The organism is Rhizobium sp. NZLR11 (genome assembly GCF_019685115.1).
In the GTDB taxonomy this organism is placed as follows: domain Bacteria; phylum Pseudomonadota; class Alphaproteobacteria; order Rhizobiales; family Rhizobiaceae; genus Rhizobium.
This window is the reverse complement of sequence record NZ_JABDWD010000003.1, coordinates 356,899-381,210: the sequence shown is the minus strand read 5'-3', so window position 1 is coordinate 381,210 and position 24,312 is coordinate 356,899. Positions and strand designations below refer to the sequence as shown.

General features: G+C 61.1%; 19 protein-coding genes. 3 read left to right on the top strand and 16 right to left on the bottom strand.

Going from position 1 to position 24,312, the window contains the following annotated elements:
* Positions 1–27: 27 nt before the first annotated feature.
* Both HJB83_RS08120 and HJB83_RS08115 read left to right on the top strand, forming a co-directional pair.
* Positions 28–1,320, top strand: a complete 1,293-nt coding sequence (locus HJB83_RS08120; protein ID WP_207584290.1) for a DNA polymerase IV — start codon at positions 28–30, stop codon at positions 1,318–1,320.
* Positions 1,321–1,412: 92 nt separating this feature from the next.
* On the top strand, positions 1,413–2,669 hold the full coding sequence (locus HJB83_RS08115; protein WP_221115181.1) for a L,D-transpeptidase family protein: 1,257 nt from the start codon (positions 1,413–1,415) through the stop codon (positions 2,667–2,669).
* Positions 2,670–2,708: 39 nt separating this feature from the next.
* On the opposite strand, the gene dnaE is transcribed toward HJB83_RS08115, so the two are convergent.
* On the bottom strand, positions 2,709–6,206 hold the full coding sequence (gene dnaE / locus HJB83_RS08110) for a DNA polymerase III subunit alpha (protein ID WP_221131546.1): 3,498 nt from the start codon (positions 6,204–6,206) through the stop codon (positions 2,709–2,711).
* 501 nt (positions 6,207–6,707) lie between these two features.
* Here dnaE and HJB83_RS08105 point away from each other — a divergent pair.
* Positions 6,708–7,172, top strand: coding sequence for a DUF5680 domain-containing protein (locus HJB83_RS08105; RefSeq protein WP_207583803.1), 465 nt, complete (start codon positions 6,708–6,710; stop codon positions 7,170–7,172).
* A 68-nt stretch (positions 7,173–7,240) separates the two neighbouring features.
* On the opposite strand, the gene HJB83_RS08100 is transcribed toward HJB83_RS08105, so the two are convergent.
* From HJB83_RS08100 to nuoG, 15 genes are all read right to left on the bottom strand, one after another.
* Entirely contained in the window at positions 7,241–7,924 is a 684-nt protein-coding gene (locus HJB83_RS08100) for an ABC transporter ATP-binding protein (protein WP_221131545.1), read from the bottom strand.
* A 14-nt stretch (positions 7,925–7,938) separates the two neighbouring features.
* Positions 7,939–9,243, bottom strand: coding sequence for a lipoprotein-releasing ABC transporter permease subunit (locus HJB83_RS08095; RefSeq protein ID WP_207583801.1), 1,305 nt, complete (start codon positions 9,241–9,243; stop codon positions 7,939–7,941).
* Positions 9,244–9,258: 15 nt separating this feature from the next.
* Positions 9,259–10,581, bottom strand: a complete 1,323-nt coding sequence (proS, locus tag HJB83_RS08090) for a proline--tRNA ligase (RefSeq protein ID WP_207583800.1) — start codon at positions 10,579–10,581, stop codon at positions 9,259–9,261.
* A gap of 592 nt (positions 10,582–11,173) precedes the next feature.
* A complete protein-coding gene (locus HJB83_RS08085; RefSeq protein ID WP_207583799.1) occupies positions 11,174–11,449 on the bottom strand; it encodes a DUF1467 family protein in 276 nt (91 codons plus the stop codon).
* Positions 11,450–11,693: 244 nt separating this feature from the next.
* Positions 11,694–12,098, bottom strand: a complete 405-nt coding sequence (gene mce, locus HJB83_RS08080) for a methylmalonyl-CoA epimerase (RefSeq protein ID WP_207583798.1) — start codon at positions 12,096–12,098, stop codon at positions 11,694–11,696.
* A gap of 2 nt (positions 12,099–12,100) precedes the next feature.
* Positions 12,101–13,771, bottom strand: coding sequence for a ribonuclease J (locus HJB83_RS08075; RefSeq protein WP_221131544.1), 1,671 nt, complete (start codon positions 13,769–13,771; stop codon positions 12,101–12,103).
* 17 nt (positions 13,772–13,788) lie between these two features.
* On the bottom strand, positions 13,789–14,553 hold the full coding sequence (locus HJB83_RS08070; RefSeq protein ID WP_221131543.1) for a biotin--[acetyl-CoA-carboxylase] ligase: 765 nt from the start codon (positions 14,551–14,553) through the stop codon (positions 13,789–13,791).
* On the bottom strand, positions 14,553–15,998 hold the full coding sequence (nuoN, locus tag HJB83_RS08065; RefSeq protein ID WP_221115186.1) for an NADH-quinone oxidoreductase subunit NuoN: 1,446 nt from the start codon (positions 15,996–15,998) through the stop codon (positions 14,553–14,555). Before nuoN ends, HJB83_RS08070 begins: the two co-directional genes overlap by 1 nt.
* An 18-nt stretch (positions 15,999–16,016) precedes the next feature.
* A complete protein-coding gene (locus HJB83_RS08060; protein WP_221131542.1) occupies positions 16,017–17,528 on the bottom strand; it encodes an NADH-quinone oxidoreductase subunit M in 1,512 nt (503 codons plus the stop codon).
* Positions 17,528–19,528, bottom strand: coding sequence for an NADH-quinone oxidoreductase subunit L (gene nuoL / locus HJB83_RS08055; RefSeq protein ID WP_221131541.1), 2,001 nt, complete (start codon positions 19,526–19,528; stop codon positions 17,528–17,530). Before nuoL ends, HJB83_RS08060 begins: the two co-directional genes overlap by 1 nt.
* 7 nt (positions 19,529–19,535) lie before the next feature.
* Positions 19,536–19,844, bottom strand: a complete 309-nt coding sequence (nuoK, locus tag HJB83_RS08050) for an NADH-quinone oxidoreductase subunit NuoK (protein ID WP_003547388.1) — start codon at positions 19,842–19,844, stop codon at positions 19,536–19,538.
* Between the two features lie 22 nt (positions 19,845–19,866).
* Positions 19,867–20,481 (bottom strand): NADH-quinone oxidoreductase subunit J, encoded by a 615-nt coding sequence (locus tag HJB83_RS08045; protein WP_207583792.1) that lies wholly within the window; start codon positions 20,479–20,481, stop codon positions 19,867–19,869.
* Between the two features lie 143 nt (positions 20,482–20,624).
* Positions 20,625–21,116, bottom strand: coding sequence for an NADH-quinone oxidoreductase subunit NuoI (nuoI, locus tag HJB83_RS08040; protein WP_164008961.1), 492 nt, complete (start codon positions 21,114–21,116; stop codon positions 20,625–20,627).
* Positions 21,117–21,156: 40 nt separating this feature from the next.
* Positions 21,157–22,200 carry an NADH-quinone oxidoreductase subunit NuoH gene (gene nuoH / locus HJB83_RS08035; RefSeq protein WP_207583791.1) on the bottom strand — a complete coding sequence of 348 codons (1,044 nt, stop codon included), beginning with the start codon at positions 22,198–22,200 and terminating at the stop codon, positions 21,157–21,159.
* Positions 22,201–22,212: 12 nt separating this feature from the next.
* Positions 22,213–24,294, bottom strand: coding sequence for an NADH-quinone oxidoreductase subunit NuoG (gene nuoG / locus HJB83_RS08030; RefSeq protein WP_207583790.1), 2,082 nt, complete (start codon positions 24,292–24,294; stop codon positions 22,213–22,215).
* Positions 24,295–24,312: the final 18 nt, after the last annotated feature.

Genomic DNA, 24,312 nt, shown 5'->3' with positions numbered 1-24,312 from the left:
TTGCGGCGTTCAATCTTTGTTCTCATGATGACGCCCACGCCCGACAAGACACCCGGCTTCTGTCGCGACTGCCTTGCCGAGCAGAAGGGCGAGGCGCGCCGTTGTGTGTCCTGCGGCAGCCCCCGCCTGGTGCGCCATCGCGAGCTCTACGCATTGACGCTTGCGCATATTGATTGCGACGCCTTTTACGCGGCCGTCGAGAAACGCGACAATCCGGAACTTGCCGACAAGCCGGTGATCATCGGCGGCGGCAAACGCGGCGTCGTCTCCACCGCCTGTTATATCGCCCGCATCCACGGCGTGCGTTCGGCGATGCCGATGTTCAAAGCGCTGGAAGCATGCCCCGAGGCGATCGTCATCAGGCCCGACATGGAGAAATATGTCCGGGTCGGGCGCCAGGTGCGCGCCATGATGCAGGATCTGACGCCGCTGGTGCAACCGCTGTCGATCGACGAAGCCTTCCTCGAGCTTGGTGGCACCGAGAGGCTGCATCACGATCCGCCGGCGCGCACCCTCGCCAAATTCGCCCGCCGGGTCGAAAAGGAAATCGGCATCAGCGTTTCGGTCGGGCTTTCCTATTGCAAATTCCTCGCCAAGGTTGCCTCCGACCTGCACAAGCCGCGCGGCTTTTCCGTCATCGGCCGTGAAGAAGCGGTCGAGTTCCTGGCGCCGCGCCCCGTCACCACCATCTGGGGCGTCGGCAAGGCCTTTGCGGCGACGCTGGAGGCAGATGGCATCCGTACCATCGGCCAGTTGCAGCAGATGGAGGAAAACGACCTGATGCGCCGCTACGGCAGCATCGGCCAGCGGCTCGCCCGGCTGTCGCGTGGCATCGACGACCGTGAAGTGCATCTCAACGATGCGGCCAAGAGCGTTTCGTCCGAGACGACCTTCTTCGACGACATCTGGCGTTATGACGATCTGGTGCCGATCCTGCGCAACCTCTCCGAAAAGGTCTCCTGGCGGCTGAAGAAAAGCGGCATTGCCGGCCAGACCGTCGTCCTGAAGATGAAGAGCGCCGATTTCAAATCGCGCACCCGCAACCGCAAGCTCGAAGACCCGACCCAGCTTGCCGACAGGATCTTCCGCACCGGGCTCGAGCTTCTCGAAAAAGAAACTGATGGCACGAAGTTCCGACTGATCGGCATCGGCGTCAGCGATCTCGGCGATGCCGCGCGCGCCGATCCGCCCGATCTCATCGACCGGCACTCCGGCCGGCGAGCGGCCGCCGAAGCGGCGATGGACAAGCTGCGCGACAAGTTCGGCAAGAACACGGTCGAGACCGGCTACACCTTCGGCAGCGGCAAGCGCGATCACTAAGGCGTGAGCCCGGGCTGCCGCGCAGCCTATAAAATCTTCCTTAAACTTCGTCCCATAGTGTGCCCTGCAAGTATTGCGTATGGTTGGGTATCATGTTCTCGCGTCTCGTCTTCGGCCTCGGCTTGCTGTCGGCCACCGCACTCGTGCACCCTGCCCTTGCCGCAGATGCGCGCACGCTGCAGATCATCGTCTCGAAGGACAGGCAGTCGCTTGCGGTCTATGACGGTACCGAGGTCGTCGCGACCTCGAAGGTCTCGACCGGCAAGGACGGGCACACGACGCCGAGCGGCATCTTCTCGGTGCTCGAAAAGCAGAAATACCATGAATCCAATCTCTATTCGGCGGCGCCGATGCCGTTCATGCAAAGGCTGACCTGGTCCGGCATTGCGCTGCACGAATCGAATTCCGTGCCGCGTTATCCGGCCTCACATGGCTGCGTGCGCATGCCGGGCGCCTTTGCAAAGATGCTCTACGGGATGACCGAGCCCGGCATTCCCGTCATCATCAGCGACGGCCAAGTGGCGCCGCAGCCGATCGACCATCCGACCCTTTTCCATCGGCAAGCGCCGGCGCCGATGCTGCTGCTTTCAGATGTCGAACTGCGGCCCTCGATGCCCGACAGTCCGGGCACACCGGTGCAGGTGGCGATGAACGATACGGCGGCCATGCCGATGCCGGCAGCTTCGCCGATCACCGCGCACGAACCCGAGCCGCCGTCCGAGCCGATCAGCATGCTGATCACCCGCCGCACGCTGCGCGAGACGATCATCGACATCCAGGCCTTGCTCAACCAGCTCGGCTTTTCCGCCGGCGATCCGGACGGCTTGCTCGGGCCGTCGACCGTGCAGGCGATCAAGACTTTCAAGACGCTGCGGCCGGCCGAATTTGTCGGTGACAGAAGTCTGGTCTCCGACGCGCTCCTGAGGGAAGTCTATGCCGCGGCGGGCAAGGGTGAACCGCCGAACGGCGTCATCATGGTGCGCCGGGCGTTCAAGCCGATCTTCGAAGCGCCGGTGACCATCGCCGATCCGGGCTTGGCGCTTGGCACACATTTCTTCACGCTGCATGCGGTCGATGAAACGGCCGGCACGGCGGACTGGCTCGGCATCACGCTGGAAAACAATCTCTCCCGCGAGACGATGAAGCGGCTCGGCATCACCAACCAGGAAAGCTCGATCATCACCGGCAGGCCGATTGTCCGGTCGCTCAGCCGCATCACGATCCCGGAGGAGACCCGCCGCAGGATCGACGCGCTGATCGCGCCCGGCTCGACGCTGACGATCTCCGATACCGGCCTTGGCCGTGACACCGGCGACGGCACGGATTTCATCACCATTACGCGTGGCTGATCACGATCACCCAGATTTGATCACCATCAGCCGGGGTGATCAGACAAGCTCGACATCGACGACACCGGGGGCGGCGCGAAGAGCGGCGGCGATCTCCGGGGTGATGCGGTATTTCTCCGCCAGCGCCACTTCCACCTCGCGTTTGCCCTCCTCCTTGATGACGATGAAGGACACGAGGCCGTCGCCCTTGGCGTTGAGATGACCGGCGACCATCTTCAGCGGTCCGGAATCGCGGACATAGACGCGCAGCGCCTTCTGCATCTGCAGCGACTTTTCCTCCAGCGACTGGATCGTCTGGATGCGCAAGCCGATGCCTTCCGGCCGCTCCTCGCCGGTTGCGGTCAGCACGAAGGATTTTCCCGACTCCAGCACGTCGCGATACTGGTTGAGCATTTCCGAAAACAGCACCGCCTCGAACTGGCCGGAGGAGTCGGAAAAGACGATGATGCCCATCTTGTTGCCGGTGCGGGTCTTGCGCTCCTGCTTCGAAATGACGGTGCCGGCGAGGCGCGCATTGAAGGCGCCCTGTTTGATTGCTTGGGAAAATTCGGCAAAGGTCTGCACCCGCATCTTCTGCAGGAGGTTGCTGTAGGAATCGAGCGGGTGGGCTGTGAGATAGAAGCCCAGCACCTGGAATTCCTTGAGCAGCCGCTCGGAGGCAAGCCAGGGCGAGAACGGCGGCAGGGAGATTTTTTCCGGCCCCGAGGTCAGGGTGCTGCCGAAAATGTCCGACTGGCCGCTCAGCTTGTTCTCTTGGGCGCGCTGGGCATAACCGAGGATGCGGTCGAGGCCGGCCGAAAGCTGGGCGCGGTCGGTGCCGAAACAATCGAAGGCGCCGGCAAAAATCAGGCTTTCAAGCACGCGGCGATTGACCTGGCGCGGATCGATGCGCAGGCAGAAATCCTCGATGCCGGCAAAAGGCTTGTCGCCACGCACCTCGACGATATGGTCGACGGCGGATTCGCCGACGCCCTTGAGGGCGGCGAGCGCATAATAGATGCGGTTGGCGCCGGTCTGGAAATGGCGGAAGGAGGTCTGCACCGAGGGTGCGATCACTTCGATACCGAGGCGCTTGGCATCCTGGCGGAAATCGTTGACCTTTTCGGTGTTGGACATGTCGAGCGTCATCGAGGCGGCGAGGAATTCGACCGGATAATGCGCCTTCATATAGGCCGTCTGGTAGGAGACGATGGCGTAGGCAGCGGCATGCGACTTGTTGAAGCCGTAATTGGCGAACTTCGCCAGCAGTTCGAAGATATTGTCGGCCTGCGGCTTCGATACGCCGTTCTTGACGGCGCCGACGACGAAGCGTTCGCGCTGCTGGTCCATCTCGGCCTTGATCTTCTTGCCCATGGCGCGGCGCAGAAGATCGGCTTCTCCGAGCGAGTAACCGGACAGGACCTGGGCGATCTGCATCACCTGTTCCTGGTAGACGATGACGCCTTGGGTTTCCTTGAGCAGGTGGTCGATCATCGGATGGATCGATTCCAGCTCTTCTTCACCGTGCTTGCGGGCATTGTAGGTCGGGATGTTCTCCATCGGACCCGGACGGTAGAGCGCCACCAGGGCGATGATGTCCTCGATGCAGTCCGGCTTCATGCCGATCAGCGCCTTGCGCATGCCGGCACTTTCCACCTGGAACACGCCGACCGTCTCGCCGCGCGACAGCATCTCGTAGGTCTTCTTGTCGTCGAGAGGGATCGCCGCGAGATCGACCTTGACGCCGAGCTTGGCGACAAAATCGACCGCGACCTTCAGCACCGTCAGCGTCTTCAGGCCAAGAAAGTCGAATTTGACCAGGCCGGCCTGCTCTACCCATTTCATGTTGAACTGGGTGACCGGCATGTCGGAGCGCGGATCGCGATACATCGGCACCAGCTTGGAAAGCGGGCGGTCGCCGATGACGATGCCGGCGGCATGCGTCGAGGCATGGCGGTAAAGCCCCTCGATCTTCTGGGCAATGTCGAGCAGGCGCGCGACGACCGGCTCCTTCGCCGCCTCCTCCTGCAGCTTCGGCTCCTCCTCGATCGCTTTGGACAGCGGCGTCGGATTGGCCGGATTGTTCGGCACGAGTTTGCAGATCTTGTCTACCTGGCCGTAAGGCATTTCCAGCACGCGGCCGACATCGCGAAGGGCGGCGCGCGCCTGCAGCGAACCGAAGGTGATGATCTGCGCCACCTGCTCGCGGCCATACTTGGCCTGGACGTAGCGGATCACCTCTTCGCGGCGGTCCTGGCAGAAGTCGATGTCGAAGTCCGGCATCGAGACGCGTTCCGGATTGAGGAAGCGCTCGAAGAGCAGCGAAAACCGCAGCGGATCGACGTCGGTGATCGTCAACGCGTAGGCGACCAGGGAACCTGCGCCCGAACCGCGGCCCGGGCCGACCGGTATATCCTGCTGCTTGGCCCATTTGATGAAGTCGGCAACGATCAGGAAGTACCCGGGAAAACGCATGCGCTCGATGACGCTGAGTTCAAAATCCAGTCGCTCGCGATATTCCTTTTCCTCGTAACCCGGCGACATGCCGAGCGTCGAAAGCCGCATGTCCAGCCCTTCGACTGCCTGGCGGCGCAGTTCGCTCGCCTCGGCGCGTTCGGCCTCCTCGGGATCGTCGGTCGCACCGGTGAAGCGCGGCAGGATCGGCTTTCGCGTCTTCAGCACGAAGGAGCAACGCTTGGCGATCTCGATGGTGTTTTCCAGCGCTTCCGGCAGATCGGCGAAGAGCTTGGCCATCTCGGCCCGGCTCTTCAGATAATGGTCCGGGGTCAGGCGAAAGCGGCTATCGTCGGAGACGATGGCATTGTGGGCGACCGCCATCAGCGCATCATGGGCGTCGTAATCGTCGCGTGTCGGAAAGAAGGCCTCGTTGGTCGCAACCAGCGGCAGGTCGTTGAGATAGGCAAGCCCGACGATCCTCTGCTCATGGCGCTTGTCGTAGGTACCGTGCCGCTGCAGCTCGACATAGAGCCGGTCGCCAAAGAGACGCTTCAGCGCAAGCAGCCGGACTTCCGCCTGGGCTGCATGGCCCTCCTTGATCGCCACGTCGACAGGCCCGGTCAGGGCGCCGGTCAGGGCGATCAACCCTTCTGTGCCGGCCTCTTCCAGCCAGGAGGCCTTGATATGAATGGCCTGGTTGCTTTCGCCGCCGAGATAGGCGCGGCTGACGAGGTCGACGAGCCGTTCGTAACCGGCATCGGTGGCAGCGAGAAGAACGATCGACGGCAGCTTGATCAGGGCCTGCTGGCCGCCGCGCTTTTCCGTTTCCAGCCCGTCTTCCATGTCGATCGAGACCTGGCAGCCGATGATCGGCTGCAGGCCCTCCTCCATCGCTTTCTGGGAGAATTCCAGCGCGACGAACAGATTGTTGGTGTCGGTAATGGCGATCGCCGGCTGGCTGTCGCCGGTCGCCTTGTAAAGGATCTTCTTCAGCGGCAAGGCGCCTTCGAGAAGCGAATAGGCGGAGTGGACCCTCAGGTGGATGAAGCCCGGCGTGCCGCCGGTCACCTCAGCCGTTGAACCCTTTGCCGTATCCGCCATGCCATGCCTTCCCAATCACCCGAATGAATCGGACGCATTGTCGGCATAGAGGGCGAAGATGTCCAGAAGAAGTCCCGCGTCCGGACCGCATGACTGCCATGCGGTCCCCTGAAAACTTTAGATTGCCATGACGATGAGCGAGAAGCTGGCAACGAACATTGCGATGGAGGTGAATGCTGCGATATCACGGATCATGTCAGTCATTTGGCTCTCCCTTACTTGTTATGTTTTTAATTTGTTCGATGTTTGTTCCGTTGTCAACAGGAATCTTTTCCTTCTTTCTTGCGTTAGAAAATCCCGGGATGCGCATTGCGATTCGGTAAGGTCCGGGACGCGATCTGATGAGGAGCGATGTTGTTTCGCGATCTGCCGTAGATCGTGACATGGTCGCCAGACGGCCGACCTCCTCTCAAGACGACCCGCTTGTCTCGGCTGATGTTCTTTTTTTGTTCTTTACAGATCACTGCATATTTGCCAGCATCCGGCCGAGAGGAGAACGACGTGCTCGACATTGCGATGCTGAACGAATTCGTCGTAGAGGCCAAGGCTGCGACCTATGTCGGCGGCGGCGTGCCGCGCGCGCCCTGCCGGCCGGGTGCCCACGATATGGGCTATGAGCGCGGCGACTGGCGCTATCTCGACAGCTATTTCGGCGGCACCGATTTCGCTGGACAGGAGGTGGTGTGGTTTGCCGGCGAGCCCGTGTGGGTGATGAACTATTTCGGTTGGATCGTCGCACCAGATCTCATCGACGGCGCTGCCGCCGGGGCAGTGATCAAAGCGGCACTTTCAGCCATGTATCGGCAGGAGCGCTTTCTCGGCGGGATGGAATTCGATCATCCAACCGGCCGCTATCTCGACCGCAGCGAAGGCGGTTGCGAGCGGTTCAGCGGCCACGAATGCATCATGGTAAACGGCCAGAAGGCCTATATGCTCGATTATCGCGGCGGGCTGGTCATCCCGTAATCGCTGCCTTAGATTTTTGTTTCTGCAGCGTTATCCCGGAACCGCTGCACACGTCCGGGCGACATGCTCTAGAAATCGACGACCTTGCCATCCGCGATCGTCACGCGCCGATCCATGCGACGGGCGAGTTCATGATTGTGGGTGGCGATGAGGGCCGCGAGGCCGGACTGGCGCACCAGCGCCTCCAGCGCATCGAAGACGTAGCTTGCCGTTTCCGGGTCGAGGTTGCCGGTCGGCTCGTCGGCAAGAAGCAAGCTCGGCGCATTGGCGACGGCGCGGGCGATCGCGACGCGCTGTTGCTCGCCGCCGGAAAGCTCGCCAGGGCGATGGGCGCCACGATGGCCGATGCGCATATAATCGAGAAGCTGGCCCGCCCGCTCACCGGCCTCCTTCCAGGACAGCCCGGCGATCAGCTGCGGCATCATGATGTTCTCGAGTGCGGAAAATTCCGGCAACAGGTGGTGGAATTGATAGACGAAGCCGATCTCGCTGCGGCGGATCGCGGTACGTTTCTCATCGCTCAGGCCGTCGCAGGCATGGCCGTTGATGCTGACTTCACCGCCATCGGGATGTTCCAAGAGGCCGGCGACATGCAGCAGGGTCGACTTGCCCGTGCCGGAGGGGGCAACGAGAGCGACGATCTCGCCTTTCGACAGCGAGAAATCCGCGCTCTTCAGGATCGGGAGCAGCATATCGCCCTGCCCGTAATGGCGCTCGACGCCGGTAAGCTTGAGAACGACGTTGCGTTTCATGAAGGCGGCATTCCTTATTCGTAGCGTAGGGCCTGCACCGGATCGAGCCTGGAGGCGCGCCAGGCCGGGAAGATGGTCGCGATGAAGGAGAGCGTCAGCGCCATGACGACGATCGAGATGGTTTCGCTGAGATCCATCTCGGCCGGCAGCTGACTGAGGAAATAGACCTGCGGATTGAAGATCACCGTGCCTGAAATCCAGGAGAAGAACTGGCGGATGGATTCGATGTTGACGCAGACGAGGACGCCGAGCAGCACGCCGGCAACGGTGCCGACGATACCGATCGCCGCCCCGGTCATGAAGAAGATGCGCATGATCGCGCCGGCGCTGGCGCCCATGGTGCGCAGAATGGCGATATCGCTGCCCTTGTCCTTCACCAGCATGATGAGACCGGAGATGATGTTCAACGCCGCGACAAGCACGATCAGCGTCAGGATCATGAACATGACGTTGCGCTCGACCTGCAGCGCCGAAAAGAAGGTCTGATTGCGCTGGCGCCAGTCGGTGAGGTTGATCTGGCGGCCTGCCGCTTCCTCCACCTTGGGCTTCAGAGCGTCGATGTCGTCGGGGTGATCGACGAAAAGCTCGATCGACTGCACCAGTCCCTCGGCATTGAAATACAGCTGCGCTTCCTCGAGCGGCATGAAGATGATCGAGGAATCATATTCCGACATGCCGATCTCGAAGAGGCCGGAGATCTTGTAGGACTTGACGCGCGGGCTGACGCCCATCGGCGTAATGTCACCATCCGGCGAGGTCAGGGTGATGAGGTCGCCGACGCTCAGGCCGAGTTGGTTGGCCATGCCGGTGCCGATCAGCACGCCTTGGCCGGAGGCATAACCCACCATGTCGCCTGATTTGATGTTGTCGGAGATGGTCTTCAGCTTGGTCAAGTCCTCGGCGCGGGCGCCGCGCACCAAAGCACCGGTGCTGCCGCCAGCTTGGGCGGAGGCAAGCACCTGGCCTTCTACCAAGGGCAGCGCCATTTTGACGCCGGGCACGGCGGCCAGCCTGCTGGAGAGGTCGGGATAATCGGTGAAGGGACCATCGGACGGCTGGACAATCATGTGGCCGTTAATGCCGAGGATGCGCGAGACGAGCTCGGTGCGGAAGCCGTTCATCACCGCCATGACGATGATCAGCGTCGCAACGCCGAGCGTGATGCCGACGAAGGAAAAGCCGGCGATGACCGAGATGAAGGCTTCCTTGCGGCGGGCGCGCAGATAGCGCCACGCCACGAGGCGTTCGAAGGTGGAAAATGGCTTGCCAGCCGGACCCAAGCCGGATTTTGAACTCCGGTCCACTGCTGCCTCTGCCATTTCGCCTCCGTTTCCTTAAGCCACGAACCTGTTGATCGCCGCTTCGATGGTCATCGTTTCGCGGGCGCCGGTCTTGCGGTCCTTCACCTCGACTTCGCCGTTTGCGACCGCGCGCGGGCCGGCGATGATCTGGACGGGCACACCGATCAGGTCGGCGGTCGCGAATTTCGTGCCGGCCCGGTCGTCGGTATCGTCGTAGAGCACATCCTTGCCGGCCTTGGTCAGCGCGGCATAGATCAGCTCGCAGGTATCGTCGCAGGCCTGATCGCCTGCCTTCATGTTGATCACCACGACATCGAAGGGCGCCACCGATGCCGGCCAGATGATTCCATTGTCGTCATGCGAGGCTTCGATGATGGCGGGAACAAGGCGTGTCGGGCCGATACCGTAGGAACCCATGTGAACGAAATGTTCCTTGCCGTCGGGTCCCTGCACTTTCGCGCCCATCGGCTCCGAATATTTCGTGCCGAAATAGAAGATGTGGCCGACCTCGATGCCGCGTGCCGATAGGCGGTCGCCTTCGGGAACGGCGTTGAAGGCCGCCTCGTCATGCATTTCCGAGGTCGCCGCATAGAGCGAGGTCCACTTGTCGAAGATCGCCTGCAGGCCTTCGACACTGTCGAAATCAGTGCGTTCGTCGGGTATATTGAAGTCGACGAAATCCTTGTGGCAGAAAACCTCGGATTCGCCGGTGTCGGCGAGAATGATGAATTCATGGCTGAGCTTGCCGCCGATCGGGCCGGTATCGGCGCGCATCGGAATGGCGCGCAGGCCGAGCCGGTCGAAGGTTCTGAGGTAGGCGGCGAACATCTTGTTGTAGGAATGCTCCGCCGCTTCACGCGTCAGATCGAAGGAATAGGCATCCTTCATCATGAATTCGCGCGAGCGCATGGTGCCGAAGCGCGGGCGAATCTCGTCGCGGAACTTCAGCTGGATGTGATAGAGATTGAGCGGCAGGTCCTTGTACGACTTGACGGAGGAGCGGAAAATATCCGTCACCATCTCCTCGTTGGTGGGGCCATAGAGCATCGGCCGATCCTGGCGGTCCTTGATGCGCAGCATCTCCTTGCCGTAGGCGTCGTAGCGGCCGCTCTCCTGCCAGAGTTCGGCCGACTGCAGGGTCGGCATCGAAAGCTCGATGGCGCCGGCGCGGTTCTGCTCGTCGCGGATAATGGCGTTGACCTTGTCGAGCACGCGTTTGCCGAGCGGCAGCCAGGAATAGATGCCCTGCGACTGCTGGCGGATCATGCCGGCGCGCAACATCAGCCGGTGGGAGACGATTTCCGCCTCCTTGGGGTTTTCCTTGAGGATGGGCATGAAATAGCGGGACAGACGCATGGCGGATTCCGAAGCAGTTGAGATCCCGCCGTAAGCGGAATCGAAAGACAGTGGTGGATGTCGGGAGCGTTCATAGCCGCTTCGCGGCAGGAAGGAAACCCGCAACGAACGTTGGCAACCTCCCCGGAGCGCATGTTCGCAGCCCCAAAATGGAAGGGCGTCGAAAAGCGCGTGTTTATAAGGACTTGAACGAAAATCTTGTCAACAGAAAAATTTTACTAGAGTGTAGCAAAAATGCAAAAAAAGCTAATGACAAAGCCCAATGTTTGAGCTAGCTTTAGCTCACAAAACAGGCAAGAGAGATAAATTCTTGCCAAATTCGCGGTCAAGTCTTGGGAGGATCAGATCTTAGGCGCGCTCGTCGCTGCCCCGGCAACGGTTACAGATCACGCGATACTTAAAACAAGGCTTTTAGCCTTGTTTTTTTTTGGCTTTTCGACTTCACCCTACCCTAAAAATCCAAACAACTTCCGTAAGGGAATGATCCTCATTCCCTTACGCCAGCTCTTTGCCGCAATCGCATGACGCTGGTGTGACGAAGTTCGCTTTTTAGTGATATACATCTGCCCAAAGTTTGGGCAAAAGCTAGCTCTTAATAGAAGCTCGGCCCGAGTTGTGGAAGAGCATCGAAGCCCCAGCCGAAATAGGTGTCGCAGACATACCAGAGGCCGTAGATCAGAGCGGAAATCACCGTCGTCAGTGAAAAGACGAAGGCGGCACGAAACCGGCTGGGCGCGCTCGGAACGGTGCCGAAAACGACGTCATTGTCCTCAGCCTGGGTGCGCAGGCCGATCGGCAGGACGGCAAACAGCGTCATCCACCAGACGATGAAGTAGACGGCAAATCCCTGAAGAAATGTCTGGAGCATTGTGGTTCCCGGTGGTGTCGCGCTAAAGCGCGTCGCGATCTTTCAGATTCGCTCCTTGCGCTTTAGCTCTTTGTTTTACGCATGTCGTTGCCGCAAAACCGCTGCACACTTTTGCGCGACATGCTTTAGAGGACGGCAACAGACGTTCTGTCACTTTGAGTTAGGCGCCCTTATACGGCGGAATGGCAGCCAACTCAAAGCGGATGACGCGCATAGCCGCCTCGGAGGCATTCTGCCGCAGGGGTCACGCCTGTTCAAGTTCGATCAGCGTGCCGAAGAAATCCTTGGGATGCAGAAACAGCACCGGTTTGCCATGCGCGCCGGTTTTCGGCTGGCCGTCGCCGAGTACCCTTGCCCCGGCCTCGACCAACCGGTCACGGGCGAGAATGATATCATCCACCTCGTAGCAGATATGGTGCATCCCGCCAGACGGGTTCTTTTCGAGGAAGGCTCCGATCGGCGAGGTATCGCCGAGCGGTTGCAGCAATTCGACCTTGGTGTTCGGCAATTCGACGAAGACGACGGTGACGCCGTGTTCCGGCAGAGCCTGCGGCTGCGATACGGCAGCGCCTAGCGTGTCACGATAGGCGGCCGTTGCCGCGGCCAGATCGGCGACGGCAATGGCGACATGGTTCACGCGGCCAAGCATGGTCAGACCTTGGTGACGAAGGCGGTGACGACCGGCTTCTTGCCCCAGACCTGGTTCGCGGCCGAGCGGATGGCCCGGCGCACGGCCTCCTGCAGCATGTCGATATCCTTGCGACGGGCGCGCGGAATGCTTTCGATGGCGCTGATCGCCGCTTCGAAGAGCGTATCTTCCATCTCCTCGCCCTCGACGTCGTAGACCGGCAGGCCGATCGAAACGAGATCGGGATCACCGACGATGTCATAGCGGGCGTCGAGCACGACGCTGACCGCGACATGACCGACATAGGAAAGCTTCTTGCGCTCGCCGATCCCCATCTCGTCGAAATCGCCGATCAGCGTACCGTCCTTGTAGATGCGGCCATGTGGCGCCTGGCCGATCACCTCGGCGGGACCGGGCGCCAGCCGCAGAATATCGCCGTTGCGCACGCGCGGCACCAGGGCGATGCCGGATTGCTCGGCAAGCTCCTTGTGCGCCGTCAGATGCGTCGCCTCGCCATGCACCGGCACGACGATCTTCGGCCGCGTCCACTCGTACATCCGTTGCAACTCGTTGCGGCGGGGATGGCCGGAGACGTGAACCAGCGCCTCGGTATCGGTGATGATGTGCACACCCTGCTCGACGAGGCCGTTCTTGATGTCCTGGATCGCCTTCTCGTTGCCGGGAATGGAGCGCGAGGAAAACACGACGATATCGCCGGCCGCAAATGCCACATTGCGCATCTCGTCGCGGGAAAGCTTGGCAAGCGCTGCCCGCGCCTCGCCCTGGCTGCCGGTCAGAATGACGACGACCTTGTCGCGCGGGATGTAGCCGTATTCGTCCTCGGAGATGAAAGGCTTCACGCCCTCCATCAGGCCGATATCCTGGGCAACGTCGACGACCCGCTTCAGCGAGCTGCCGAGCAGCAGCACTTCGCGACCTGCCGCCTCGGCAGCCTCGGCAACAGTGCGGATGCGCCCGACATTCGACGAGAAGGTGGTGATCGCCACCCGCCCTTCGGCATTCTCGATGATCTTGCGCAGGCTTTCCGACACATCCTTTTCGGAGGGCGAAACGCCGTCGCGTAGCGCGTTGGTGGAATCGCACATCAGCGCCAGAACGCCCTCGTCGCCGAGCTGACGGAACCGCGTCTCATCGGTCAGAGGGCCGAGCGAAGGCTCGTGGTCGATCTTCCAGTCGCCGGTATGGATGACATTGCCGACTGGCGTGCGGATCATCAGCGACATCGGCTCGGGGATCGAATGGTTGACGGCCACACCTTCGATGCTGAAGGGGCCGACATTGATGGTGTCGCCTGCCTTGAACGGCGTCACCGGCACTTCGCCGATCCTGACCTTTTCGAAATTGCGCTTGGCTTCGAGCAGACCAGCGGTAAAGCCCGAGGCATAGACAGGCACGTTGAGCCCGGGCCAGAGATCGGCGAGCGCGCCATAATGATCTTCATGGGCATGGGTGATGATGATCGCCTTGAGGTTTTTGCGTTCACTGGCGAGGAAACGGATATCGGGCAGGACGAGGTCGACGCCCGGCAGGTCGGGGCCGGGAAAGGTAACGCCGCAATCGACCATGATCCATTGGCGATGCTCGGGCGGGCCGTAGCCATAAAGAGCGAGATTCATGCCGATCTCGCCAACGCCGCCCAGAGGCAGGAATACCAACTCGTCCTGTTTCGCCATAATTTTCGTTTTTTCCGCTATCTAAAAAACACATCACCGGCAGCAATGGGCATCATCCTGCCAGTGCCGGTATCGAGCATCAACAAGCCATTATCATCAATTCCGGCGAATTGTCCGGAAATCGATCGGTCCGGCAAATTCACCGTGATCTTTTCGCCGATGCCGCAGGCGATGGTGCGCCAACGCGCCGTGATCTCGCCGACGCCGCGGCCCTGGTCCCATTGATCAAGCACCTCCGCCATCGCCGCGAAGAGATGGGCGAAAAGCTCCTCCGGCGAGGCCGCACTTGCGTGCTGACGCAGGCAGGTGACGGGGTAGAGCGGATTGTCCGGCATTACCGAGACGTTGACGCCGATGCCGACGATCAGCGCGTAGCGACCATCCGGGAGCCCCTCGCCTTCGACGAGAATGCCGCAAGTCTTCTTTCGGCCGATGAGGATGTCGTTCGGCCATTTGATCTCGAGCGGCTCGGCGCCCGGCGGCAGCACCTGACGGATCGCCTGGTGCACGGCAACGGCAACGGCAAGCGGCAAAGAGCTCAGGCGCTCCATTGGCGCCGGGTCGATCAGCAGAAGAGAGGCGTAGAGATTGCCGCTTTCGGAAACCCAAAGCCTGCCGCGGCGGCCGCGGCCGCCGGTCTGCCGTTCGGCCGTCACCCAGAGATTGCCGCCATCACCCGCCCGAGCCCGGGCGAGGCATTCGCTGTTGGTGGACGATGTTTCCGACAGAGCCTCGTGCCTGAAATCGCCGAGCGATATCCGGCGCCGTCCGTCGGAAGTCATCAAAAGAGCGTCGCGGCGGCAAGCTCGGCCGCACCGCCGATCGGGCCGCCGATCAAGACATAGGCGGTGACGAATAGACCGGAGAGACCGAAGACCAGACGCAACGAACCGGAGACACGGGCGAATTCGCCGGTCGCCTCATCGAACCACATCAGCTTGATGACGCGCAGATAATAATAGGCGCCGACCACCGAGGCGAGAACGCCGATGATCGCGAGCGCATAAAGTTTGGCTTCGATGGCGGCGACGAAGACGAAGTACTTGGCGAAGAAGCCGGCGAGCGGCGGGATGCCGGCGAGCGAGAACATCAGCGCCGTCAGCACCACGGCCATAAACGGGTTGGTGGTGGAAAGGCCGGCGAGATCGTCGACGTTTTCGACGACGGTGCCATCCTTGCGGCGCATCGACATGATGATCGCAAAGGTGCCGAGCGTCATCACCATATAGATGACCATATACAGCATGACGCCGGTCACGCCGGTCTGGTTTCCGGCGGCAAGACCGACCAGCGCATAGCCCATGTGGCCGATCGACGAATAGGCCATCAGCCGCTTGATGTTCTTTTGGCCGATCGCGGCAAACGCGCCTAGCACCATCGAGGCGATCGAGATGAAGACGACGACCTGCTGCCAGTCTGCCAGAACCGGCTGGAAGGCCGTGATCACGATACGGGTCATCATCGCCATGGCGGCAACCTTGGGGGCTGCTGCGAGGAAGGCGGTGACCGGCGTCGGCGCGCCTTCATAAACATCGGGCGTCCACATATGGAAGGGAACGGCGGAGATCTTGAAGGCGATGCCGGCAAGGATGAAGACCAGGCCGAAGATCAGACCGAGCGAACGCGCACCCTCGACGGAAAGCGCTTGGGCGATCTCGGAGAAGTGGGTGTGGCCGGTGAAGCCGTAGACCAGCGACATGCCGTAGAGCAGCATGCCGGAGGAAAGCGCGCCGAGAACGAAATATTTCAGGCCGGCTTCGGTCGACTTCAGGCTGTCACGGTTGATCGCGGCGACGACATAGAGCGCCAGCGACTGCAGTTCCAGCGCGAGATAGAGCGAGATCAGGTCGTTGGCCGAGATCATCAGCAGGATGCCAAGGGTCGCAAGCACCAGCAGAACCGGGAACTCGAACTTGTCGAGCTGGTTTTCGCGTGCGTGGCCGATCGACATGAACATCGCGACCAGCGAACCGATGAGCGCCACCAGCTTCATGAAGCGGGAGAAGCCGTCGGCCATGTAGACGCCGCCATAGGCGAGGCCTTCAGCGGGCACGAAGAGCAGCCACAGGCCGGCGGCCAGCAACAGCACGATGGCGAGGCCGGTGACGACGAGGCCCGACCGCTCGCCTGAAAAGACGCCGACCATCAACAGGACAAGGGCGCCGACCGCGAGGATGAGCTCCGGCGCGGAAAGATGCAGACTGAGGAGAATTGTTTCAGCGGTCATGTCCGATAAGTCCCGTCATCAATTCATAGACAGCGCAATATTCTGCGCTGCGTGCACGGCGGCCGTGTAGTTGTTGACCAGCAGGTCCACCGAGGCGGCGGTCGCATCGAAGACCGGGGCCGGGTAAATGCCGAAGAAGATGGTCAGCGCGACCAGCGGGTAGAGGATCAGCTGCTCGCGTCTGGAAAGATCGAGCAGCGCCTTCAGCTTTTCCTTCTCCAGCGCGCCGAAGATCACCCGGCGATAAAGCCAGAGTGCATAGGCGGCCGAGAGGATGACGCCGGTGGCGGCAAACAGCGCGACCCAAGTGTTGACCCGGAAGACGCCGATCAGCGTCAGAAATTCGCCGACGAAGCCCGAAGTGCCGGGAAGTCCGACATTGGCCATGGTGAAGACCATCATCGCCACGGCATATTTCGGCATGTTGTTGACGAGACCGCCATAGGCGTTGATCTCGCGGGTGTGAGTGCGGTCGTAGACGACGCCGACGCAGAGGAAGAGCGCGCCGGAGACGATGCCGTGCGACAGCATCTGGAAGATCGAACCCTGAACGCCCTGCATGTTGGCGGCAAAGATGCCCATCGTCACGTAGCCCATGTGGGCCACCGAGGAATAGGCGATCAGCTTCTTGATATCGTCCTGCATCATCGCCACCAGCGAGGTATAGATGATCGCAATGACCGACAGGGCGAAGACGAACGGCGCGAAATAGTCGGACGCGACCGGGAACATGCCGAGCGAGAAGCGGATCAAACCGTAGCCGCCGAGCTTCAACAGCACGCCGGCCAGGATCACCGAGCCTGCCGTCGGCGCCTGAACGTGGGCATCCGGAAGCCAGGTATGAACCGGCCACATCGGCATTTTCACCGCGAAGGAGGCAAAGAAGGCAAGCCATAACCAGGTCTGCAGCGCCGGCGGAAATTTATAAGCGAGCAGCGCGGTGATGTCGGTCGTGCCGGCCTGCCAGTACATCGCCATGATGGCGAGCAGCATCAGCACCGAGCCGAGCAGCGTATAGAGGAAGAACTTGTAGCTCGCGTAGACACGGTCCTTGCCACCCCAGACGCCGATGATCAGGAACATCGGAATGAGGCCCGCCTCGAAGAAGACGTAGAAGAGCACGATATCGAGCGAGACGAAAACACCGACCATCATCGTTTCGAGGATGAGGAAGGCGATCATATATTCCTTCAGGCGCTTCTCGATCGAGAGCCAGCTCGCCAGCACGCAGAAGGGCATGAGGAAGGTCGACAGGATGACGAACAGCATCGAGATGCCGTCGACGCCCAGATGGTAGCCGATGCCGGTGCCGAGCCAGTCATGCTTTTCGAGCATCTGGAAACCCGGATTGGCATTGTCGAAACCGGTCCAGATGAGAAGCGAGACGACGAAGGTGAAGACGGTGGTGATCAGCGAGATCCACAGCACGTTCTTCCGGCCGGTTTCGCTTTCGCCGTTCATCAATAGCAGGAGCACCACGCCGACGAGCGGCAGAAAGGTGACCGTTGAAAGAATAGGCCAATCGGTCATCAGAAGGAACTCCCGAGCATCATCCAGGTGACAAGCGCCGCAATGCCGATCAGCATGGCGAAGGCATAGTGGTAGAGGTAACCGGTCTGCAGGCGGACGACGCGGTCGGTGACGGCGACGACGCGGGCGGCAACGCCGTTCGGGCCATAGGTGTCGATGACGCCGACGTCACCCTTCTTCCACAGGAAGCGGCCGAGCGCCTTGGCCGTGCGGACGAAGAGGAAGTCGTAGAGTTCGTCGAAGTACCACTTGTTCAGCAGGAACTGGTAGAGAATGCGGTGCTGCCTGGCGAGGGTGCGCGGCGTCTGCGGCGAGCGGATATACATGTACCAGGCGAGGACGAAGCCGAGCAGCATGGCGATGAACGGGCTCAGGCCCACGAGCGCCGGCACGTGATGGAACTGTTCGACCAGTTCGTTCTCGGCCCCGGTAAACAGCGCGCCCTTCCAGAACGCGGCATATTCCTCGCCGTAGAACCGTCCTTCGAAGATCACGCCGGCAAACACCGCGCCGATCGCCAGAAGATAGAGCGGCACCAGCATGACCTGCGGCGATTCGTGGACATGGTGCATGACCTCGTGCGAAGCGCGCGGCTTGCCGAAGAAGGTCATGAAGATCAGGCGCCAGGAATAGAAGCTGGTGAAGAGAGCCGCGATGACCAGCAGCGAAAAGGCAAAGCCTGCGACCGGCGAATGCGAAGCATAGGTCGCCTCGATGATCACGTCCTTGGAGAAGAAGCCGGCAAAGCCGATCGGCGTGAACGGAATGCCGACGCCGGTGATCGCCAGCGTGCCGATGATCATCAGGATGCCGGTAACTTTGATATGCGGATACAGGCCGCCCATGTAACGCATGTCCTGCTCACCATCGACGGAATGGATGACCGAGCCGGCGCAGAGGAAGAGCAGCGCTTTGAAGAAGGCATGCGTGAACAGATGGAAGATCGCCGCGCCGTAGGCCCCTACCCCGAGCGCCACGAACATGTAGCCGAGCTGCGAACAGGTGGAATAGGCGATGACGCGCTTGATGTCGTTCTGCACCAGGCCGACGGTTGCCGCGAAGAAGGCGGTGATCGCACCGATGACGGTGACGACGACCAGCGCATCCGGCGACAGTTCGAAGAGCGGCGACATGCGGGCGACGAGAAAGACGCCGGCAGTGACCATGGTGGCGGCATGGATGAGGGCCGAGACCGGGGTCGGGCCTTCCATGGCGTCGGGCAGCCAGGTGTGCAGCAGGAACTGCGCCGACTTGCCCATCGCGCCCATGAACAGCAGCAGGCAGATGCCGGTCAGCGCATGCGCCTTGTCGAGTTGCATGCCGAAGAGGTTGAGGATCACTTCGCTCGCCTCGCCGCCGCCTTCATGCGGGGCGAAGTTCGAGGCATTGGCGAAGATCGTGTCGAGATTGATCGAACCGAACAGCACGAAGACGCCGGCAATGCCGAGCACGAAGCCGAAGTCGCCGACGCGGTTGACGATGAAGGCCTTCATCGCCGCAGCCGTTGCCGACGGCTTCTTGAACCAGAAGCCGATCAGCAGGTAGGAGGCGAGACCGACGCCTTCCCAGCCGAAGAACATCTGGGCAAGGTTATCGGCGGTCACCAGCATCAGCATGGCGAAGGTGAAAAGCGAGAGATAGGCGAAGAAGCGCGGGCGATGCGGATCGGTATGCATGTAGCCGATCGAATAGACGTGAACCAGCGTCGAGACCGTGTTGACGACGATCAGCATGACGGAGGTCAGCGTATCCACGCGCAGCGACCAGGAGACGTCGATGCCGCCGGACTGGATCCAGCGCAGCACCTCGACCTTGATCGGGCCGCCTTCAGGATGCCCCATGGCGACGGTGAAGAACACCACCCAGGACAGGACGGCGGCGATGATCATCAGGCCGCTGGTGACATATTCCGAAGCCTTGGCGCCGATGGCGCGGCCGAAAAGGCCGGCGACGATCGCGCCGATCAAGGGAAGAAAGACGATAGCCTTATAGAGGAACATGAGCCACTCAGCCCTTCATCATATTGACGTCTTCGACCGCGATCGAGCCGCGGTTGCGGTAGAAGACAACGAGAATTGCAAGACCGATCGCCGCTTCGGCAGCCGCGACCGTCAGGATGAACAGCGCGAAGACCTGGCCGACGATGTCGTTCAGGAAGGAGGAAAAGGCGACCATGTTGATGTTGACAGCAAGCAGGATCAGCTCGATCGACATCAGGATGACGATGACGTTCTTCCGGTTCAGGAAGATGCCGAAGACGCCGAGCGTGAAGAGGATGGCGCTGACCGTCAGGTAGTGGGAAAGTCCGATGACCATGTTCTTTGTTCCTTGACCTGCCTTAAACGCCCTGCCCGGGCTTGACCGAAACCACCTCGACGGCGGTGGCGGGCGTGCGGGCAACCTGCCTGGGAATATTCTGCCGCTTGATGTTGGTGCGGTGCCTCAGCGTCAGCACGATCGCGCCGATCATGGCGACCAGCAGCACCAGACCGGCGATCTGGAAGAAATAGACGTAGTTGGTGTAGAGCACGTCGCCGAGGGCAGCCGTATTGGTGCGTTCCGTCAGCGCCGGGATCGGCATGGCGACCGTCTTGGCGATCTCGGGCGAGATGACGCTGCCGCCAATGACGACGATCAGCTCGGCCGCGAGGATCACCCCGATCAGCCCGCCGATCGGCGCATATTCGAGAACGCCGGCCCTCAGTTCGGTGAAGTCGATATCGAGCATCATCACCACGAAGAGGAAGAGCACGGCAACGGCGCCGACATAGACGACGAGCAGGATCATCGCCAGGAATTCGGCACCGAGCAGCAGGAAGAGGCCGGCCGCATTGAAGAACACCAGGATCAGGAACAGAACCGAGTGAACCGGGTTCTTCGCCCAGATGACCATGAACGCCGACGCCACCGCGACAAAGGCGAAAAGGTAGAAAAATAGAGCCTGCAGACCCATGTTGGTGCCTTTTTCATCTTCCCCCCGGGCAGCCGGGAGTTTTTCTGCCCGATAGAGTTTTGCGCGGCTGACCGGCAAAGCTCCTGTGCATATTGACCGCGACCGAAGCAGCTAAGCTCCCTTACGGCATTTCAAAAACTCGATCAGCGGTACGGCGAGTCGATCGCGATGTTGCGGGCGATTTCGCGCTCCCACCGGTCTCCGTTATCCAGAAGCCGCGACTTGTCAAAATAAAGCTCTTCGCGGGTTTCCGTCGCGAATTCGAAATTCGGGCCTTCGACGATGGCGTCGACCGGGCAGGCTTCCTGGCAGAAGCCGCAATAGATGCACTTCACCATGTCGATGTCGTAACGCACCGTGCGGCGGGTGCCGTCATTGCGGCGGGGACCGGCTTCGATGGTGATCGCCTGGGCAGGACAGATCGCCTCGCAGAGCTTGCAGGCGATGCAGCGCTCTTCGCCGTTCGGATAACGGCGCAGCGCATGCTCGCCGCGAAAGCGCGGGGAGACCGGGCCCTTTTCGAAGGGATAATTGATCGTCGCCTTCTGGCGGAAGAAGTAACGCATCGACAGAAAGAACGCGCCGACGAATTCCTTGAGAAACAGCGAGCTGATGGAGCCGGACAAGCTTGCCATCTTCAACCTCCAATATTGCCGGAAACGAGAGCTGACATTATCATGCCCAACCCATCAGTTTCAGCACGAATGCAACGATGACGACCATGGCGAGCGACAGCGGCAGGAAGACCTTCCAACCGAGGCGCATGAGCTGGTCATAGCGGTAGCGCGGGACGAAAGCCTTGACCATCGCGAACATGAAGAACACGAAGCAGGCCTTCAGCATGAACCAGATGATGCCCGGAACCCAGTTGAGGATCCAGATGTCGACCGGGGGCAACCAGCCGCCGAGGAAGAGGATCGTCGTCAGCGAGCACATCAGGCAGACGGCCGCGTATTCGCCGAGCATGAACATCATGTATGGCGACGAGCCGTATTCGACCATGAAGCCGGCAACGAGTTCCGATTCGGCTTCCGGAAGGTCGAAGGGCGGACGGTTCGTCTCGGCAAGTGCTGAAATGAAGAAGATGATGAACATCGGGAAAAGCGACAGCCAGTGCCAGTCGAGGAACGACGACGGCAGGCCGAGCATGGTGCCGAGGCCGGTATGCTGCGCATTGACGATGTCGGTCAGGTTCAGCGAGCCGACGCAGAGCAGCACGGTGACGATGACGAAGCCGATCGAGACTTCATAGGACACCATTTGTGCCGCCGAGCGCAGGGCGCCGAGGAACGGATACTTCGAGTTCGAAGCCCAGCCGCCCATGATGATGCCGTAGACCTCGAGCGAGGAGATCGCGAAGATATAGAGGATGCCGACATTGATGTTGGCGATCACCCAGCCATCAGCCAACGGCACCACCGCCCAGGTGGCAAGCGCCAGAAGCACGGTCACCAGCGGGGCGAGCAGGAATACCACCTTGTTGGCGCCAGCCGGAATGACCGGCTCCTTGAAGACGAACTTCAGAAGGTCGGCGAAGGACTGGAAGAGGCCGAAGGGGCCGACGACGTTCGGGCCGCGGCGCAGCTGCACGGCCGCCCAGATCTTGCGGTCGGCGAGCAGCACATAGGCGACGAAGATAAGCAGGCAGACGAGAAGCAGCAGCGACTGACCGATCATGATGATCGCCGGCCAGACATAGGTCGAAAAGAAAGAATCCATAGTCCCCTGCCCTTACTCTGCCGCGACTTTGAAGTTGTTGCGGGCCAATGCCGAGCACTCCGCCATGACAGCCGAGGCACGCGCTATCGGGTTCGTCAAATAGAAGTCTTTCACCGGCGACGCAAACCCGGATTTGTTCATCTTGCCGGCTTTTTTCGCAACTGCGGCAATTTGGGCGCTATCGGTTTCGGCGATCTCGTCAATGGCGGCGAAATGCGGGAAAGCGGCATAGAGCCGGACGCGCAATTCGCTGAGCGAATCGAAGGGAAGCTTCTTGCCGAGCACGTCGGAAAGGGCACGGATGATCGCCCAGTCTTCGCGGGCATCGCCCGGTGCAAAGCCTGCACGATTGCCCATCTGGACGCGGCCTTCGGTGTTGACCCAGGTGCCGGACTTTTCGGTATAGGCTGCGGCCGGCAGGATGACGTCGGCATGATGCGCGCCGTTATCGCCATGCGAGCCGATATAGACGGTGAGCTTGGCCTTCTTGGCGGTGAAGTCGAGTTCGTCGGCGCCGAGCAGGAAGAGCACATCCATCGCCGTCAGCATTTCGGCGGCATTGACGCCCTTGGAACCCGGCACGAAACCGAGGTCGAGGCCGCCGACACGGGAGGCGGCCGTATGGAGGACGGCAAAGCCATTCCAGCCTTCAACGACCGCGCCGACCGAACCGGCAAGCTTGGCGGCACTGGCGAGTACGCCGGCGCCATCGGTGCGTGACAGCGCGCCCTGGCCGATGATGATCATCGGCTTGGCGGCGTTCTTCAGGACCTCGGCAAAGGCGTGACCGCCGTCGACCAGATCCTTCAGCGTGTCCGGACCACCGCCGAGATAGTCATAGGTGTAGCGCAATTCGCTCGGCTCGCCGATCACGCCGATCGGGAACTTGCCGCGGCGCCAGCGCTTGCGGATGCGGGTATTGAGGATTGCCGCCTCGAAGCGCGGATTGGCGCCGATGATCAGCAGCGCGTCGGCCTGGTCGATGCCCGAGATGGTCGGGTTGAAGAGATAGCTTGCGCGGCCGAGCGACGAATCGAGCGCCGCCCCATCCTGGCGACAGTCGAGATTGGTCGACCCAAGCGACTTCACCAGTTCGGAAAGCGCATACATTTCCTCAACGGAAGCAAGATCGCCGGCGATTGCGCCGATCTTGTCGCCGGAGGTAGCGGCAACGCCAGCCTTGATGGCGACGAAGGCTTCGGCCCAACTGGCAGGCTGCAGGCGGCCGTCGCGGCGGACATAGGGCCGGTCGAGGCGCTGGGTCTTCAGGCCGTCCCAGATGAAGCGGCTCTTGTCGGAGATCCACTCTTCGTTGATCGCCTCGTTGACTCGCGGCAGGACGCGCATGACTTCGCGGCCACGGGTATCGACGCGGATCGCCGAACCGACCGCATCCATGACGTCGATCGATTCGGTCTTGTTCAATTCCCAGGGGCGCGCGGTGAAGGCGAAGGGCTTGGAGGTGAGTGCACCGACCGGGCAAAGGTCGACGACGTTGCCCTGCAGCTCGGAGGTCATCGCCTGTTCGAGATAGGTGGTGATCTCGGCATCCTCGCCCCGGCCGATCAGGCCGAGTTCGGAAATGCCGGCGACCTCGGTGGTGAAGCGGACGCAGCGCGTGCAATGGATGCAGCGGTTCATCACCGTCTTGACCAGCGGGCCGATATACTTGTCTTCGACGGCGCGCTTGTCTTCCTGGTAACGCGAAGTGTCGATGCCGAAGGCCATCGCCTGGTCCTGCAGATCGCATTCGCCGCCCTGGTCGCAGATCGGGCAATCAAGCGGATGGTTGATCAGCAGGAATTCCATCACACCTTCGCGGGCCTTCTTGACCATCGGGGTGTTGGTGAAGACCTCGGCCAGTTCGCCGTTCGGGCCGCCGCGGATGTCGCGCACGCTCATGGCGCAGGAAGCCTGGGGCTTCGGCGGGCCGCCCTTCACCTCGACAAGGCACATGCGGCAATTGCCGGCAACCGACAGCCGCTCATGGAAGCAGAAGCGCGGAACTTCGGCCCCGGCATCCTCGCACGCCTGCAACAGCGTGTAGTGATCCGGAACCTCGATTTCGTTGCCGTCAATCTTCAGTTTTGCCATCGTCGCTCAGTCCTGTTT

Bases quoted from the DNA above. Each gene is read 5' to 3' on its own strand.
- HJB83_RS08085 (WP_207583799.1), bottom strand. From the start codon at position 11,449: ATGCTCCAGACATTTCTTCAGGGATTTGCCGTCTACTTCATCGTCTGG.
- HJB83_RS08075 (WP_221131544.1), bottom strand. From the start codon at position 13,771: ATGGCGAAACAGGACGAGTTGGTATTCCTGCCTCTGGGCGGCGTTGGC.
- nuoH (WP_207583791.1), bottom strand. From the start codon at position 22,200: ATGGATTCTTTCTTTTCGACCTATGTCTGGCCGGCGATCATCATGATC.
- nuoN (WP_221115186.1), bottom strand. From the start codon at position 15,998: ATGACCGCTGAAACAATTCTCCTCAGTCTGCATCTTTCCGCGCCGGAG.
- HJB83_RS08060 (WP_221131542.1), bottom strand. From the start codon at position 17,528: ATGACCGATTGGCCTATTCTTTCAACGGTCACCTTTCTGCCGCTCGTC.
- proS (WP_207583800.1), bottom strand. From the start codon at position 10,581: ATGCGTCTGTCCCGCTATTTCATGCCCATCCTCAAGGAAAACCCCAAG.
- nuoG (WP_207583790.1), bottom strand. From the start codon at position 24,294: ATGGCAAAACTGAAGATTGACGGCAACGAAATCGAGGTTCCGGATCAC.
- dnaE (WP_221131546.1), bottom strand. From the start codon at position 6,206: ATGGCGGATACGGCAAAGGGTTCAACGGCTGAGGTGACCGGCGGCACG.
- nuoK (WP_003547388.1), bottom strand. From the start codon at position 19,844: ATGGTCATCGGACTTTCCCACTACCTGACGGTCAGCGCCATCCTCTTC.
- HJB83_RS08070 (WP_221131543.1), bottom strand. From the start codon at position 14,553: ATGACTTCCGACGGACGGCGCCGGATATCGCTCGGCGATTTCAGGCAC.
- HJB83_RS08120 (WP_207584290.1), top strand. From the start codon at position 28: ATGACGCCCACGCCCGACAAGACACCCGGCTTCTGTCGCGACTGCCTT.
- HJB83_RS08045 (WP_207583792.1), bottom strand. From the start codon at position 20,481: ATGGGTCTGCAGGCTCTATTTTTCTACCTTTTCGCCTTTGTCGCGGTG.
- nuoI (WP_164008961.1), bottom strand. From the start codon at position 21,116: ATGGCAAGCTTGTCCGGCTCCATCAGCTCGCTGTTTCTCAAGGAATTC.
- HJB83_RS08100 (WP_221131545.1), bottom strand. From the start codon at position 7,924: ATGAAACGCAACGTCGTTCTCAAGCTTACCGGCGTCGAGCGCCATTAC.
- HJB83_RS08115 (WP_221115181.1), top strand. From the start codon at position 1,413: ATGTTCTCGCGTCTCGTCTTCGGCCTCGGCTTGCTGTCGGCCACCGCA.
- mce (WP_207583798.1), bottom strand. From the start codon at position 12,098: ATGCTTGGCCGCGTGAACCATGTCGCCATTGCCGTCGCCGATCTGGCC.
- HJB83_RS08095 (WP_207583801.1), bottom strand. From the start codon at position 9,243: ATGGCAGAGGCAGCAGTGGACCGGAGTTCAAAATCCGGCTTGGGTCCG.
- nuoL (WP_221131541.1), bottom strand. From the start codon at position 19,528: ATGTTCCTCTATAAGGCTATCGTCTTTCTTCCCTTGATCGGCGCGATC.